Below are 16663 nucleotides of genomic sequence, written 5' to 3'. Positions count from 1 at the left end.
ATAAATTCCTCTTCTGATTGTAATCATTCATATAAAGTATTCCGTATTCATTTTGATTATTTTTTATATAAGAAGTGAATACAATTATTTTATGAACCATGAATAAGCACAATCTCCATATAAGGCTTTATTAAGTCCTTCAGCAAGTTGTGTAGCATTAAGTGACCTATCCAGGAAATTATCAATGTAGCTACTCTTATTTGCTCCAGTAAGTAAATTGTACACATTCCACATAGATATATCATTTTGATTGTCAGGAAGAGAAAAATTATCATCATTATAAAATGACTTAGCTACAATACCTATTTGTGTATCAGTCATAAGCATTTGAGGAAGACTTTTCTTCTGCTCAAGTGGAAGATATTGGTATAATCTACTCTTTCCTAAAAATTGTGCAAACTGTTGTTCTGTCATATAGCTGTCTTGAAAAGCCCCCATATAATAAAGGTGTTTGGCTATATTGTATTCCTGAAAAAGTTGTATAGCTGCATTAAACAGTCCATTTGTATCCATCACCTTTAATTCTGACTTAAAACCATCAGTAGATACACACATATTACAACAGACAAGGTTCTTGAAGCCTATAAAGATTTTGAACTTCTCAACACCTTTTTTGCTATAAAGATTCTCATGATTATATGCCCTTACACCACCTATTGTAAGGTTTAATCTGTTGCCCATTATATCCTCATGGATAGTAGGTATTTCAAAGCAAAACATCATTCTCTCGTAATAAATGGTCTTATCTTCTTCCAATAAATCTTTTACTGATTTATGAATGGCTTCGGGTGTTCTTCCTTTGATAATATGGCTTACTCTGATTTCAGGTATATCAATACTTTCATTGGGAAAAACTCTATTTGCTGCTTCCCATACAGATTCAATGAAGTTAGGATGGCTGATTGTGATTTCATTGTCCTTGCTGAATACAGGTACAATGCAATCATCTTTCAGGTGCTCAATGGTAACTTCTTTTGTATTTGCCTCAATAAAAGGTAACTTTTTACGTGTATCTGAGTATAAAGATTTTGGTTTTAAGATTTCTATTGGTTCTATCACTTCTGCATCATACTTTAAACTTCTATTCATCTTACTTGGATAAACTTGTTTAGTTCTTACAGGTTGTAGTAACATTGTTTCCATATCTTATAAAATTAGGGTTATAATTAATATTCGGTTTATTTTGTTCTTCCTGCAGTTGCATTTTCTTCTGCATGAAATCGGAAGTAAGTTGCTGATACCATTCTGGGTATTCATGATAAATGGCTGTTAGTTCATCAATAGTTCTGGCTGCATTTATCTTCTGCTTTATCATATCCACATTAACCCCGTCATTACACCAATCAAGAATTATTTCTCCAGTAGTAGGTGTGATTGTGAAGTCAGGCTTTCCCATAAAAAGGTTGGTTCTATCTTTGCTTGCAATAGCTTGGTGTTTCATATTTATATCAAAGACTATAGTAAACTCATAGTCAATACCATCCCTCATTACAGCCTTAAGACCAACTTTTTCAGGAACCATCTTACCATTTTTCTCATTTAATACATAGTCTTGTTTACACCTCATAGTACAAATGATATGCTTATCACTTTGTAGAATTTTATGCATGAAAGCATTAATTCTTGGAGTGACTTTTTGCCAATTAGTAAAACTATTGCCTTGTAAATTAGCATGATATTCTAACAAATTATCCCAGCATTGAGAAATAGAATCTATGATAATAACTTCCATTCCTGCATTCTCACATATTCCTATGGCTTCCATATATGTTTCAGGTGTGAAACTGTCTTGAAGAGGTAAAACATTGTAGTTACCCAAATGTGCATATAAATCTGCACTTCCATTCTCAGAATCAATGACTGCAATTTTACTCCACTCTCCACAAAGCCCATAAGCCAACAACAAGGCTGAATATGTTTTTCCTGACCCTGCACAACCTTGTAAAGCCAATTTAATTTTAGCTTGCTTTTTTGATGTTCTTCTTAGATTCATAATTATATGTTTTAAATAAAAGACTTTATTAATGGGGAAATAAAAAAAAGAGTAGCAATTTCTTGCCACTCTTCAAGACTGATAAATTACAATGTAGCCAGTGTAGGTGCTCCACCTTCCCCTTTTTGATGTAACATGTAAAACAAATCACCTGTATCAGGAGAACATACTTGCGATATAACTGGCATTGTAATATTCCCTTTGATAAATCTTTCACTTACGGCACCTGTTTCACAGCCATATACAAAGAAACATTTTCCAGTTTGAGGATTCTGTTTTACTTCAATTCTTTCTACTCCCATTTTTGTCTTGAAGTCTGCTACAGACATTGTTTCAATAAATTTCAAGCTATCCATAATTTTTATTATTTAATTGTTGTGGGAGGGAATATCCCAACCCTAAGTTATGGGGAGGGAGGTATGGTGGTGTATATTATGCTCTTAAAAACAGGAACGATTCAAAAAATATAAAAAAATTTCAGTAAAAATAATTATATATTATATATTTACATATATGATAATCTCCCTCTCTATATAGCGAGAAAAGGGGAAAGCGTGTATTCTGTATTCACTTTCTATTATTTTATATAGAAAAGTGAATACATTCTCTACCTAAAATCTTAGAAAACGAGCTATTACAGTTTTAGCAGAAATGTATTCCAAAGGTTCACCTTCAAGCCCATATGGGTTAATATCAATAATTCTATATACCATTACAGGTTGTCCATTAATTCGCTTAGAGGTTCTTTTTGAAAGGGTACAAAAGTTCCTTATTATAGGTATTGCTTTAGTAGGGGTTAAATTGGAGTAATTCAATAAACCGCTATATATGGCATTAAATCTTTCTGTTAATTCAGCCCCTGTAAACATCTCATTTATTGGAAAATTTGCGCTGATTGAAACCTTTAGAGGATGTGTATTTTCCAATGCCCAAAAGATTACATAATTATAGAATTTGTTATAGTCTGTATTGTTCTTATACTGCTCTAATTTCTCAATCAATAAATCAAAAGGTACATATTTCTGGAGCTCTATGAAACGCTCTAAAAACAAAGTGTTTTGTTTTGAACATTTTTGTTTCATTAAATTTCGTGCAACTCTTTCTCTTGTTTCTATATTTTTTTCTTCCTGTAATCTTCTAATCAAGTCTTTACGTTGAAGTGTATTTGCTTGTCGGAAATTTTCATCGGTTTGTTCTATTATATCTGAAGATATATCTTCGTTTTCAATATAATCATGCACTTCTACAATATGTCCATCTGTTCTTAATGTACCAGGAAGCGTTTTAGATTCTGAATATAATCTACATAATAAATCAATTTGAATGCGAACAAAATCTATATTGAAGTAAGAAGGTACAAATATCCCATCCGCATTCTTCCTGACTAATTGTATAGGTTTATGCCCTAAGTATCTTTTTTTTGTTGATTCAATAAACTCTTTTTCTATGAAATCTTCTCTAAAATAGTAAGAATTTGGGAATGTACTTTTTAATTTTGGATATAAATTGCCAAAAGTAGCCAATACTTCCGCATCCCCCAAAACCTGTTCATGTAAACCACCCAGTTCCTCATTGTTATTCTTTGTTGTATATATTATGGTATCACTTAACAAACCTTCAGTATGCCTACATCTTCCTGCTATTTGTTGCAATTTATCAGTAGATAGTATGGTATATGGCTTTAGTACATTTATTGCAGTAATAAGATGGAATCTTTCATTTATATCTACTCCTACAAAATAAGTACACGTCATAAATGTAATCCTCTTAGGCAGTTTGTCATCTACAATATCACTATAATATTCTGTAATATCTTCATTCTTTGAACTACATAAAATAGCACATTCAGATTTTAGGTTGTCACTTAAGCTATTTATAATAGTAGCACATCCTTTTACTGAATTATAGGCTATCAAAATTTTGTCATTAGGTTTGTCTGAAGCTATTTTTTCTATTACCTTTTTCAGCCTGATTTCTGCATTGTTTGTGTGAATAAGATTGATATTCCTTGATTGGAAATTATCAAATAATACATTGATTACTGGCTCTTCTGTAATGTGTTTATTTGAAAATTCTCCTATTGTTGCCGATACTAAACATCTACGGTTAAATGGAAACTGAAAATAATAATCCATTACATTTTCCATATTGGGCCTGTAACTACAATCATATTGATATGAATCTATTTCATCAATCATAAGGAAATAGTCTTTATAATGTTCTTTGCCTATAATACTCAACAATCTTGGCAAACTGTCTGCAACAACAATAAACTTTTTATAATCTATAGAAGAATCCATTAAATAGTCTGATATTTCAGGGACAACAAAACCTGTTATGTCTCCACCTACATACAACACCCTATATTTATTTGGAACTTCTTCAATCTTACTACTAATGGCTTTTCCATAAGCCAATGCCCTTGTTGGAACTACAATTATACTGTTTCTTGGAGAATTGAGTTCCAATGTTGTAGCCCCTATACCTGTTCTATTCTTTTTTATCAATCCATAAGGAGAGGTTATAAAAACATCCCCTAAATGGGTTTTATCTTTTGGCATGAAGAAACTAACAGATTCTATAGACTTTCCTACCTCTTTCCAGTTTATTCTGTATTTCAAATGAATATCATTGTACCTAACATAAGCATTATTCAAATATTGGACAACCTTAATACTATCTAAAATACCGTCACTTTCATAACAATAAGGCGATGACGCATATAAAATCTCATATTTACCTACTGAGACAATACTACCTATTTCAACAACTTCTTCAATCATATTTTCCATAATTACATTTGACATAATACAAATGTATATTTTTGTATTCACTTCTCCTAATATAAAAGGAAGCAAGAGAATCCTCATAATTTAAATTATGAAGACTCTCAATATATCCATACACTTCAATATATATTAAAAACATACTCTATAACCTTCCTGTTTGCTTCATTCTCCACCTCAAAATCTCTTTCTATGTAGATGTCAGTCACTTTCATAGCTTCATCAATGTGGTTAAGAGCTGCATGAACTGTATATTTGTCTATACCAACCTTATTAACAGCCAAGGTAGCCCAAGAATGTCTTGCAGCATAATACTCCAAATCTTCTATTCGTAATATTTCCCCTATTTGTTTTAATCCATAGTTTATGGCTTTATTGAAACTGTCTGCAGTGGTATAATTCTGATAGAAATTGAATACTTTCTTTCCAGTTCTATCCCTATACTTATTGACCAAAGGCTTGATAATATCCATAACTTTCACCTTCATCTTTGCCTTATCATTTCTTCTGGCAGAAGTTTTTGCCCTAAAGTAGGTAATAACATCATCACTTATATCCTCACATGAATACAAATCTGCTGAATTAATGCCTATCAATCCAAAAGAGAGAATAAAACAATCCTTTGCAAGATTGAATCTTCCCAATTTTTCTTTACCTTTACTATCAAGAATATATGGCAATTCATATATCCTCAATATATCATTTGCAGAAATAGCCCTTTTTCTTGTTGCTTCCTGTTTAGGTATCTTGAAATTTTCAAAAGGAGAATGAGATATGAGAATTATATCCCTGTCATAATCATTATATTGCTTCTTGGCTTCATTGAAAAGATGCCTTATACTACCAAGATATAAAGAAACTACCCTGTTTGATGGAACCCTTTTGCCTTGTTCTTTAAGCATCTTAATTTTTTCTTCTCTCTTCTTGACAAGATAGTCCATGAAATCTTTTAACAAAGATGTAGTCAATTGTTGGATAATCAATCTATCTTTCCCAAGAAATTGTACAAAAGCATTGACAGCAGACGTATAATTCTCTACTCCTTTAATAGTAGAATGAGTTATCCATTCCCTACTGAACTGAATAAAGTCAATTTCTTGGGATTTCATTTGCTCTCCCTTCAAGAATGCTACAATATCATCCATACTATAGTTATTAATGCCAATCTGCAATTTGGCACATATTTCCTGATAATATCTTACTATAGCATCTGCTTCTTGAATAAACTTAGGATTTTTAAGTTTGAATGATTTGGTTAAATCTTCCTGTCTAACAAATATATTAGTCGAAAGTCTTTTGACCTCTCTATTGTAGGTCATTCTAATCTTTACATTATAAGTACCATCACTTTTCTGTTTGCTTTTCAGTACTTCTGTTTTGAATGTCAGCATATTATATCCTTAAAATTGGGAACAACTATGGAACAACAAACAGTATTTTAAGCATGATTTCGACTTAGATTAAGCTCTTATAGACAAATAAAAAACTCCTGTAAATATCTAATTTACAAGAGTTTATCAGTGGACCAGCCAGCACTCTTTAGAATACATCATAAGATATTATCAGACTGTATATAATACTGATAATAAGACATATACAAATTTCTTCTCAACTTTGTAGTTTCAATAAAACTCATATACTTTCCAAAAGCGAGGGAGTAGTTAAAAGGTCTTACTCCCCCCAATCTTTCTTCCTACCTTTGTTTTGGACCTAAAGAGAAATCGAACTTTACAGGGGGAGTACGGAGGGAGTATTTATAGCAAGTACAATCATATAATATCCAGTGATTTACATTATATATATCCTACTGAATTTCTCCTTAACTTCATCAAAATTTAAAAGACAAAAGGTATGAAAAAGATGAATTTTAACACGAGAGCCTATGTTACGCAAAATGGGCAGCTAATGATTAGGGTAAGATGGAACAGCAAGAAGAATGAGGTGGCTTTTTCTGTGGGTTATACCATTGACCCGATGAAATGGGATTCTACAAAGCAACTGGTAAAAGCTAATACCACACATTATATTAGTGGAAAGACAGTGTATGCACGAGAGATTAACAATGCAATCCGTACTTTCTTGGGGCATATTGAGGAAGTTTTTACTGAATATTCACTGCATAATGAAATACCGGGTAATGCTGACTTGAAGGAACTGGTAAATGAGAAATTAGGGAGAAACAAGCTTAAAGTTGTGGAAGATGATAATACAGAAAAGACACTAAAAGACATCTTTTCTGAGTTTTTACAGCTCCGTCCAAAAGAAGGTTGCTGGTCTTTACAATCTCAATACAAGTATGAACAAATGTGGAATCAACTTATGGGATGCGATTCTAATATTACTCTGGAAGGGTTAAACCAATCTAAGATGTTAGAACTAGTAAATTGGTACATAAAGAATGATTATCATAATTATACGATTACTAAACAATTTAGAACGTTAAAATCATTTCTTCGATGGGCTGTAAGACATGGATATAAAATACAGCCGGGAGTGTTAGAATTTAAACCCAATTTGAAAATGGTACATAGGACAGTAACATATCTTAAATACAAGGAGCTGATGCACTTTTTTGAATATGAATTTCCAAAAGAGAAGGAATATCTGTCAAAGGCTCGTGATATGTTCTGCTTCATGGCTTTTACTTCATTAAGATATTCTGACTTGGCTAAACTCAGAACAAGTAATATATTAGATGGTTATTTGGATTTTTGTACCGAAAAAACAGATGACAAACTTCGTATCGCTCTAAACGAACACGCTCAAAAGATTATTGATAAGTATGCTTGGTATAAAGGTGATACTGTTTTTCCAGTTCCTTCCAATCAAAAACTGAATGATTATCTGAAAGAAGCTGCAAAACTGGCTGGGCTAGACAGAGAAATAACACAGGTCTATTTCAAAGGTAACACTCGGCATGAAGATACCTATAAATTTTGGGAACAGATAAGCTGTCACGATGCCAGAAGAACTTTTGTATGTTGTTCTTTAGCTCTTGGTATTCCTCCCAGTGTAGTAATGAGCTGTACAGGACATAGTGATTACGAATCTATGAAGCCTTATATTGAAGTAGCGGATGAAACTCAGAAAATGGAGATGGATAAGTGGAACACCCATCAATATAAGTCGAGGATCATTGAGAAGCTTGATAAAATGGATTCTGAACAATTAAAAAAACTTTTTGAGTATGTGAAGGAAATAGCTTAAAAATAAATTCTTATATTTAGAGCAGTATTCGGTAGGTTGTTTATCGGGTACTGCTTTTTTGTATAATCTTTTAATTATAAATCTATGGCACAAAATGTAACTATAAATAAAACAATAAAGATTGAGAATAATTACTATATTCAAGTTATACCTCCTCAAACTGTACCTCCCCAACAGAAATCAGGAGTAATGCGAACTATAACTACTGGAACTATAGGTATTCTTTTTGGAGTTGGCGGTAAGTGGCTTTGGGATAGATACAATATGAGTGATAAAACGAAAAATTTTGCAAATAAACTCTTTGGTGATGATAATTTGAGAAACGAATTGAACAACATAATGACTTCTGCAAAAAGAAACGACTGTGCTAATACTAATCCTTCTGCAGATGTTAGTCATTCAGAAAATATCACCGTAAATACTAACCATTCGGAGAATGACTGTAGCAATACTACAGAAACTACGACTCCAAATAATGCATTTACTGTAACAGAAGATGTGAAGTGTAACCAGCAAAAAACTGACTCTAATACTGATTCATTAAAGAATAAAAAGGCTGAATGTTCAGAAGTGGTGGAGTCTTCAAGTGAAAGTGTATCTTATTCCACTGTACAAGAAAATAAAGCAGATTTAGGTGAACAATATGCTGCTGATATGAAATGTTCACCAGCAGAAGAACAAAAGAAAAGTGCTTCTTTCCAGCAAAAAAACAAACGTAAAGCAGAAAAAAAAATCGCAAGAGGAGCAATTTTATATAACCCTTTGCTTCTTCCTGATTTAATTCGAGGTTTTGAAGTTGATTTACAGCAAACAGCATTGAAGGTTTTGTATGGATTATGCCAAAACAAACTGTTTCAATGTTCAGAAGATTGTTTTCTCTTTTGGTTTGGTGGAGAATCAGATACCCCTAAAAAAGCGTATCAAAGAATATCATGGCAGAAAAGTAAGCTGACTTTGCAATATTTTATGAAACAATTGTATTGTGGAGAGTTTGATAAAGGACAATGGGAAATGGTAGCTAATGTGTTCAAAATAAGAGGTAAGACAATTCCGATTGGCGATTTAGGAAAAAATACAAGCAATGTCGGAGATAAAGACAAGCAAATGATTGATGACCTTATAAAACAGTTCAAAAAGGAGGTAAAAAAGATAGCACCAAGTAGCATTAAGTAGTATGAAGTAGTCATTTAATATCATATTATAGCATTAAATATCGTCTGATAATATCATGTAATATCAAGTATAATCTATTGATATAAAAGCAGTTACAATTTCTTTGTGGCTGTTTTTTTTGTTTCTACATTTGCACTGTTCCGGGAACGAAAACAAGTTTTATAATTTAAAATATAATGAAAATGAATACAGAAAAAAACATTCTGCTATCCCTTTTGGATAAACCCGTATTAATGATGAGCGGTGCAGAACTTTTGGAATTGCTGCAACAGGTAAAAACAAAGAAAGTGGTAGAACAGCCTTCGGTATCTAACTATCCAAAGTTACCACCATTTGTAACAGGTATCAAGAGTGCAGCCGAAGTCTTTGGTATATCAATCAGTAATATAAGCAGGATGAAAGCTGACGGTGTACTTGACGAAGCCATACTGCAAAATGGAAAGACCGTCATTTTTGATACCTATAAGATGTTGGAAATACTTCGTCTGAGTAATCATAATAATAAGTTCAACCGTAAACAAGCGTAGATTATGAGTACCGTTCAGAAGGAGTTGCGAAAGATAGCAGGGGAATTGTCCCCTGCTGATATTGAGTTCTGCAAAGAAGAAACACAGAAAATAGCAGATTTATCTCCCAAGATGTTCGCCAAAGTTTTTTCACTCTTGTATATCGTTGATTTGCTTGGTGCTGAAAAAGACGGAGGTATCAGAATAGCAAGGCTTAAAATGAACAGAAAACCAAAAGCCAAAGCTATCGAATCGCTGAAAAAAACAATCTTAGAGGTTGGAGCGCAAATTATGTGTGTGATTATTCCTGCTACTGTTGCAGTCAGGTTTGGATTTACAGTAACTGATTTTGATGGGAATCCCATACCGGAGGATGAGCTTTCAAGAACTGTGGTAATCATAGACGGTCAGACAAGGTATTCTGCTATTCGTGAAATCAGAAAAGAATTTCCCGATATGGAATTGCAGTTATATGCTTATTTTCCTCTGCAATGGATAGCTTTAGACAAGATGTTACAGGCTATCAATCTGAAAGTATTTACTTGGATGAACAGTGATTTTATGACAGGTGTATTGGGAAATACCAATATAGATAAAGACACTAAAGCTGCTCTGGAGTATGTTCAAATGCTGGAATCAAGGGGATATAACTACACTTCCGCCTGTGAATGGATAACTCTCACGAAAGGGATTATCAGAAAGACACCTCTCGTAAGAGCCATGAGTGAAGAAAATCCCAATCTAAGCTATTCATACTCTGAATCTGGAATAGCAATTCATAAGGCTGCACTGGAGAAATTCTCAGGAGCTAATGAGGATGCGTTGAAAAACAAGACCATTCCTGAGCTAATCATAGAAAAATGGTGTACCGCCTGTAAGGAACTGAGCCAGAAGGATGCAACAAAGTATATCATATCCTTTATCAAGGGGATTGGAAATGACGACCTGAGAGAAATGGTATCTCCAAGCGAGTATAAACGTGGCTGTGGAAAGAAGAAGGAAGTATTTGTAAAGGAACAGTTTGAACGGTCATACCAAGTATTTTTAAACACTAATCCACTTAAAACCAGAACAGAATGAGAAAGACTTATAGACAATGGATTACGGAAGATTATATATTCTGTACCCCTGTAAATCCCAAAGTGGATATGATAATGGTTGGTTCTTATCGCTGCAATCTCAAAATCCATACAGGTGAAGTGATGTTGGAAGCCGTATCTGCCGAAGTGTTTCTAAGGAGGGGTTATAAAGCAACTGACCCTAATGGTATTCCTGTTACTCTCTTGGATTCTGATTTATCCCAAAAGCTGGTTATCGTTGAGGATTTGAACTTATACCTTGCACTTCAACAAGAGATGCTTATGGAGGATGATAATGTAGTGGTTGAGATTCTGAATGATTTGCCAAGAGCCAAGAGATGGAGTTTTTAATGTCTAATTAAGGATGGGAGTTATTTTTATGGCTCTCATCCTCAAAAAATGACTGATGTTATGGGTAAGATTGAATTTAGCAATGGGGTGATGCAGTTTATAAATTGCAGTATTCCCTTTCCAACCACCAACGGACTTCACATTGTAAGTTCAGGCTGTGGTTCAGGAAAATCTACTATGATTCTGGAGATAATAAAGGAAAAATGCTGGAAAGGTATTCTGGTGGTGGTGGCAACTATTGAAGCTGCCGAAGAACTGGCTAAAAAGACAGCAGAATGGATTGGCGGTATAGCTTCTTTTCATCGTCCAAAGCTCATGGTATTGCACTCCGGTACAAACAGAATAGCTGAAATGGAAGCTTACAAGGATAATCCCATCTCTTTGGCTGATTATGATATTCTGATTATCACCTCTGCCCGGATTATTATAGAGCCTTACGAGCTTTTCATTTCCTATAATACCGGAAAAAGAGGATTCATGCTGATAGATGAAATGATTAACTATTATCCGCAGCCTTTTGAGATACCACGGGAAATAAAGGATATTGTTACCTTCATTGACAGCCACAAGACCCATAATGGAAAATCAGGTGTGGAGTGTGAAGGAGGGTTTTATCAGCATTGTTATCAGGATATAAACCAGATGTGGGCTGCTTATGGAAAAAGTGGTTACAAGCTGTTCCGTGCCAGGAATGAGCTTGCAAGATATAAGACTGAATATATCTTTAACCATATCCTAAAGAATGGTATTGTTCCTATTCGTGGAAGGGTGAATGATTTTGCTGATGGATTATGCTGCATATTGTTTGACGGTACTGCTGATAACATATTCAGGGAAACAGACCAAAGGCTTCTCTGTATTGAAGGTTTCCACTATTCAAGTGATATAGAGTTTATCCAGTTTGATATACCGTTCAAGAGGAAAAACAATGAGAACTGGAACAAAAATGAGTTTATGGCTGTTGGAAAAGGAGTTGTTTATATGCTGAAAAATGTTTGCAGTACAGGAAAGAGCCTTATCGTAACATGGAAGTCTTTGGATATATTCAAGGGGGTAAGGAATGAAGGGGTTGCTGATACTTATGAGCTTGCCGGAGATAAGGTACAGTATAATTTCCCTAAACTTTTGGGAGAATGTCTGATGGAAGCAGGAATAAGCTCAGACTGTTTTTCAATTATTTACAGAGGGAGCGGTCTTGACAGAGGTTCTAATGAATACAGAGATTTCCAAAATATTGTTTTCTTAGGCGAATGGCATATTCCTGATAATATTGTAGGAGATATAAATAAGATGTTCGGGTGTCGTTGCAGCTTCAAGGACTATATGAAGTCTTTGGTAATCCAGACTATATGCAGAATCCAGATAAGAAAACATAGTGGACTTCCGATAAAGGTTTATTTTTCTTCCGATATTGACTATAATCTCATGGAGGAAGTTCAGGAGTATTTCATTAAAAATTCACCTTCTAGTTGTAAAATAGGTGGTGTGATGAAGCCATGCAGAAAATATAGTAAGCCTGAAAAGAATTGCATTATGGATATGATAAGCCTTTACTCCTATGACCCAAAGATAAGGGATAGTATAGAGAATGAAACTACTTATTCATTTGATATTACTTTGGATGAACTATATAATCTGATTCCTAAAAAAAGAAAGGCTAAAGATAGATATAATAAACTTTGTAAATATTTGAATGATAGAGGAATAAATATGAATATAACATAGAACCAAAAAATTTCTATATCCTATATAATGGTATATCAAAAAAAAAGAAAAAGGTTACATTACTTGTCTGACTAAAAAACGATATAAAGATGGAACTGAATGAAATAATGGTGTCCTGCTTTCCTAACGTGCTTGTAAAGGTAAATCCTAAGCATATACCTCTGCTTGAAGTGTTGGAAAGCATAAGGAAAGGTGATTTGAGAGTGAGGGTTGAAAGAGTGAGAAAAGAAACAGACCATAATCTGAGAAACGACCTTAAAAAGAAATTATTACCAGCCATCTGTTTTTCAGGTATGCTTGAAAGGATGGAGGATGCAAAAATTATAATCTCATCAGGGGTTATCTGTATAGACCTTGATAATGTAGCTGACCTGAAAGCTGAAAAGGAGCGGTTAAAAACTAATCCTTATGTGCTATCTGTATTCAAATCTCCCTCCGGTAATGGTTTGAAGGTGCTTGTCCTGCATGACCTGCAAGATTTTTCCTATCATAAGGCTTTGTATTATTATATTGGAAATTTATTAGGAGTAACCGGAAGAAGTGATTTGAAGTTTGACCTATCATGCTCCAATATCTCCCATCCCTGTATGTGGTCTTATGATTCCGGGCTTTATCTGAACAAAAATGCTAATAGACTGCATATAGACACAGCTAATCTTCCATCCATTCCACCTGCTCCCAAAAAGAAAGGGAAAGCTGCTACGCCTGTCCTTAATAGTAATATAACTCCAATTCAGATTACAAAATCAATAAGAGCTAAGGCATTAGAATCCCATACCTTATTTGAAGAATATTATAGCATGTACCCCGGTGTTCGGAACAATAACCTTCTGATATTGGCTAGTTTCTTCTATAATGATGGAATACCGGAAAGGGTTGCTGTTGATTATCTGATAGCTTATTATAGTAGTATTGAAAATGGATTCACTTCTGACGAGATAAGAAAAATAGTACATTCTGCTTATCATTAATGGGTTATATATCAGATTATCAATATATTATGGTAATAACCAAAAATTCTACATATCCTATATAATGGTATATCCAGAAAAAAAGAAAAAGGTTACATTACTTGTCTTTTTAATTCTCTGGATATTATCGGATAATAGGGAGAAACAAAATACTGGAAGCCTGCATATTGGTTTCCAGTATTTTTATATGTTACTTCATTTGTACCCTCAGAACAATCATATTTGAATTTATCTCCAGCCAACAATCCCTTATCTTGCTTGCTCCAAGAATTTTAGCACTTTCTTTATAAATCTCCAGAAAGTCTGACTGTTCCAGATTATAAATTATATGTCCTAAATAAGGCATAGGTGGAAGAGGTGATGGCATTATGAACCCATTATATCTATCTCCTGTAATGATTAAAGCATCCTCACCAATAATACTTTCTCTCGGGTCAGCCCCTAAAGTGGAATATTCTAAAGGTCTATTGAAAAACATGGCTACAACATTTCCTAATGTACATAGCTTAAATTCAACTTTATCTTTACCAACCATATTGTCCAAATCGTCCTGTACTGCTTTCTCAATTTCAGCTATAGTCTGTTTTTCTGTGTCATAGATTTTGCTTGTGATAAATAATTTCATAGTTTTCCTCCTTTAGATTTTTGTGATTTGATTGTTAGTGTAATTCCCATTTTGCCCTTCAGAAATGATATAAGTCCTATATAAGCATCAGACCTAGCTCTTTCTCTCGGTATGATTTCCAGAGCTTCTTTTAAGGTTAGATTGATGCAGAGTCCGGTTTTAAAATTCTCTCCATACCTCTTTCGTAAGGCTTCTACATCTTTCTCGTATTTTTCAGGGATAGGTTTGGCGATTTTACTACTTTTTTCGGTTACATCAGGTGTAGCTTCTCTAACCTGACGCTCTGACGATTCTTCTAAAGTACCATCAAAGAATATATTCATAAGATTTCCTAACATACTCGTAGTTATTATTATTGTCATTAGTTAGAGTTTCAATCCTTTAGAATCGCGTTTTTGTCATTTGAGAGATAGTAGGTATAAAAAAAGAACGACTAAGCTTTATTCTTAATCGTTCTTTATATTAAATAGTATTACATCCTATTGTAATCTAAATCTAATGGATATAGTTTGCTTATCATCTTCTATTGCTGGTATCCACTTAGGCATAGAGCTAACAATACGTATTGCTTCTTTATCCATATCAGAATCGACACCTCGCTCAACTTTTATATCTTTAAGACTTCCATCTTCTTTACTAACTATAAACGAAACTGTAACTCTACCTTGAATACCCATCTCTTGACAAGATTTTGGATAAATCAAGTTCTCATTTATAAATTCTGTCATAGCCTTTTCTCCTCCTGGAAATTCAGCTTTTTCATGTCGAATTAAATTATTTGTCGAAGACTCATTCGATGAGTAATAATTAATATTACGTTCTGTTATTAAATAATAGTCCTTGTTATTTTCTTTTAGAGTGGTTATTTTTAATATCCAATTCCCCTTGGAATCATATTTATACTTGGAAGTAGCTGTTTTTCCTCTTGTATTAGTACCTGTTACAATCTCTTGTCTTATAAATCCTTTTTCATTATAGAATAATCTGGTTGTTGAATTTACTTTCTTCCCTTGCATATCATTAATTCCACTTACATCTCCTAATGCATTAGCCATCATGAAAGCACTCAAAACATCACCCATGTCAACTTTTACTCCAGAATAACGTTTCTCTATCAGTTTTTTATTTGCATTATATATGTAATTAGTAGTATTATTGTAAACAACCTCTGTAACCAACAAATTATTCTTATAGGTTGAACGTCCTCTTTCACTACCGTCACCATTATAGGTTATATCTACAAATGAACTTGGAGAATTATATGGACGTTTAACCCGTCTTTCCAATTTATTATTTTTGTTGTATGTATCAATCTTTATAAGACGATTATTGCTATATTCATAAGATGAGTTGCTTCCATCTAAAGATGAAATTTGAATCAATTTATCATTTGCATTATATTTATAACTGTTCTTCTCATGTTTATCAGAGTTAATTAGTTCAAACTCTATCAAATTCCCTTTTTGGTCAAACTTGTGTGTGGTCGTTTCAATCAATTTGTCTGTAACCAGTTCCCCAAAAGACATTTTACCTGAATAGTCTTTTGAAACAACAGATGACACATCACCCTTTAACTCATATTCTGCAAGTTTTCTAACTTCAGGTTGAGCTATCAAATTTTGAAAAGTAAAAATTAAAACTACTGCAAAAAGAACTTGTTTCATATCATTTTCTATTTAAAACATTTTGTAAAAATAAGCCATAATAGCATTGTTTAATCCATAAGCTAATCCATTATCGAAATCAATCGTACAAACTTCCACATCATCTGAATCTGGAAACCAGTCATAACTTATAACTTCAAATCTGATACAAAAACTAATTTGTGGATTACTATCACACATTTCTTTTATATAATAAGAGTCTTCTTCTGACAAAATACAATAATTAGTATTATATTTATAATTGCTTAATTCTCTTACTGTACCATCAATCTTATTTTTTATTTTAATAGAAAGAATTTTGTTATTATCAAACCTTCCAGGATACCAAGGCAAATCGTAATAAAATCTCACATGGTCTTCGTCTCCTTTCATAACGGCAATATATGTACTATTCATATAATTCAAGTCACTATTATAGACTGCTATAAAAGCTTTATCTTTAATAGGGTCTCCAAATTCATCGTTTTCTAAATATTTTCCTTCCCATTTACTTCCTTCATTCAGAGCAAATGTTCCATCTGGGTTCAATAATGAATAGTAATCATCATTAACTTTTATATTAGTAAATACATCAATATCATCT

Annotated in this window: 16 protein-coding genes; 7 read left to right on the top strand and 9 right to left on the bottom strand. The window is 33.3% G+C overall.

Annotated features, from left to right (window positions below; translation table 11 throughout):
• Nucleotides 1-84: 84 nt before the first annotated feature.
• The 5 genes from I6E11_RS12600 to I6E11_RS12580 form a co-directional block, all read right to left on the bottom strand.
• A complete protein-coding gene (locus I6E11_RS12600; protein WP_204444627.1) occupies nt 85-1143 on the bottom strand; it encodes a DUF3871 family protein in 1059 nt (352 codons plus the stop codon).
• On the bottom strand, nt 1109-1996 hold the full coding sequence (locus tag I6E11_RS12595; RefSeq protein ID WP_235338529.1) for an AAA family ATPase: 888 nt from the start codon (nt 1994-1996) through the stop codon (nt 1109-1111). The genes I6E11_RS12600 and I6E11_RS12595 overlap by 35 nt, the downstream gene beginning before the upstream one ends.
• A gap of 83 nt (nt 1997-2079) precedes the next feature.
• Nucleotides 2080-2349, bottom strand: a complete 270-nt coding sequence (locus I6E11_RS12590) for a hypothetical protein (protein ID WP_204444625.1) — start codon at nt 2347-2349, stop codon at nt 2080-2082.
• 255 nt (nt 2350-2604) lie between these two features.
• On the bottom strand, nt 2605-4800 hold the full coding sequence (locus I6E11_RS12585) for a DEAD/DEAH box helicase family protein (protein WP_235338527.1): 2196 nt from the start codon (nt 4798-4800) through the stop codon (nt 2605-2607).
• A gap of 101 nt (nt 4801-4901) precedes the next feature.
• Nucleotides 4902-6170 carry a phage integrase SAM-like domain-containing protein gene (locus I6E11_RS12580; protein ID WP_235338526.1) on the bottom strand — a complete coding sequence of 423 codons (1269 nt, stop codon included), beginning with the start codon at nt 6168-6170 and terminating at the stop codon, nt 4902-4904.
• 460 nt (nt 6171-6630) lie between these two features.
• Here I6E11_RS12580 and I6E11_RS12575 point away from each other — a divergent pair, with 460 nt between their 5' ends.
• The 7 genes from I6E11_RS12575 (at nt 6631) to I6E11_RS12545 (ending at nt 13791) form a co-directional block, all read left to right on the top strand.
• The gene (locus I6E11_RS12575) at nt 6631-7986 is read left to right on the top strand and encodes a site-specific integrase (RefSeq protein WP_235338525.1); all 1356 of its coding nucleotides are present in this window, start codon (nt 6631-6633) and stop codon (nt 7984-7986) included.
• An 84-nt stretch (nt 7987-8070) separates the two neighbouring features.
• Nucleotides 8071-9159 carry a hypothetical protein gene (locus tag I6E11_RS12570; RefSeq protein WP_235338524.1) on the top strand — a complete coding sequence of 363 codons (1089 nt, stop codon included), beginning with the start codon at nt 8071-8073 and terminating at the stop codon, nt 9157-9159.
• A 182-nt stretch (nt 9160-9341) separates the two neighbouring features.
• Nucleotides 9342-9686: a DUF3853 family protein gene (locus I6E11_RS12565; protein ID WP_235338523.1), complete on the top strand. Its 345-nt coding sequence runs from the start codon at nt 9342-9344 to the stop codon at nt 9684-9686.
• Nucleotides 9687-9689: 3 nt separating this feature from the next.
• Entirely contained in the window at nt 9690-10745 is a 1056-nt protein-coding gene (locus I6E11_RS12560; RefSeq protein WP_235338522.1) for a hypothetical protein, read from the top strand.
• On the top strand, nt 10742-11095 hold the full coding sequence (locus tag I6E11_RS12555; protein WP_235338521.1) for a hypothetical protein: 354 nt from the start codon (nt 10742-10744) through the stop codon (nt 11093-11095). The genes I6E11_RS12560 and I6E11_RS12555 overlap by 4 nt, the downstream gene beginning before the upstream one ends.
• Nucleotides 11096-11155: 60 nt before the next feature.
• Complete coding sequence (locus I6E11_RS12550) at nt 11156-12820, top strand: DEAD/DEAH box helicase family protein (RefSeq protein WP_235338520.1); 1665 nt, start codon at nt 11156-11158, stop codon at nt 12818-12820.
• 89 nt (nt 12821-12909) lie between these two features.
• The gene (locus tag I6E11_RS12545) at nt 12910-13791 is read left to right on the top strand and encodes a BT4734/BF3469 family protein (RefSeq protein ID WP_235338519.1); all 882 of its coding nucleotides are present in this window, start codon (nt 12910-12912) and stop codon (nt 13789-13791) included.
• Between the two features lie 190 nt (nt 13792-13981).
• On the opposite strand, the gene I6E11_RS12540 is transcribed toward I6E11_RS12545, so the two are convergent.
• The 4 genes from I6E11_RS12540 to I6E11_RS12525 form a co-directional block, all read right to left on the bottom strand.
• Complete coding sequence (locus I6E11_RS12540; RefSeq protein ID WP_235338518.1) at nt 13982-14416, bottom strand: hypothetical protein; 435 nt, start codon at nt 14414-14416, stop codon at nt 13982-13984.
• Nucleotides 14413-14778, bottom strand: coding sequence for a hypothetical protein (locus I6E11_RS12535; RefSeq protein WP_235338517.1), 366 nt, complete (start codon nt 14776-14778; stop codon nt 14413-14415). Before I6E11_RS12535 ends, I6E11_RS12540 begins: the two co-directional genes overlap by 4 nt.
• Before the next feature lie 117 nt (nt 14779-14895).
• Entirely contained in the window at nt 14896-16080 is a 1185-nt protein-coding gene (locus I6E11_RS12530) for an energy transducer TonB (RefSeq protein WP_235338516.1), read from the bottom strand.
• 12 nt (nt 16081-16092) lie between these two features.
• Nucleotides 16093-16663, bottom strand: a 571-nt coding sequence (locus tag I6E11_RS12525) for a hypothetical protein (RefSeq protein WP_235338515.1), incomplete at its 5' end; no start/stop codon positions are given.

The sequence above is a fragment of the Bacteroides caecigallinarum genome (genome assembly GCF_021531075.1).
Lineage (GTDB): Bacteria > Bacteroidota > Bacteroidia > Bacteroidales > Bacteroidaceae > Phocaeicola > Phocaeicola caecigallinarum_B.
The sequence above is the reverse complement of the archived record's forward strand: the minus strand, read 5'-3'. Positions and strand labels throughout refer to the sequence as shown.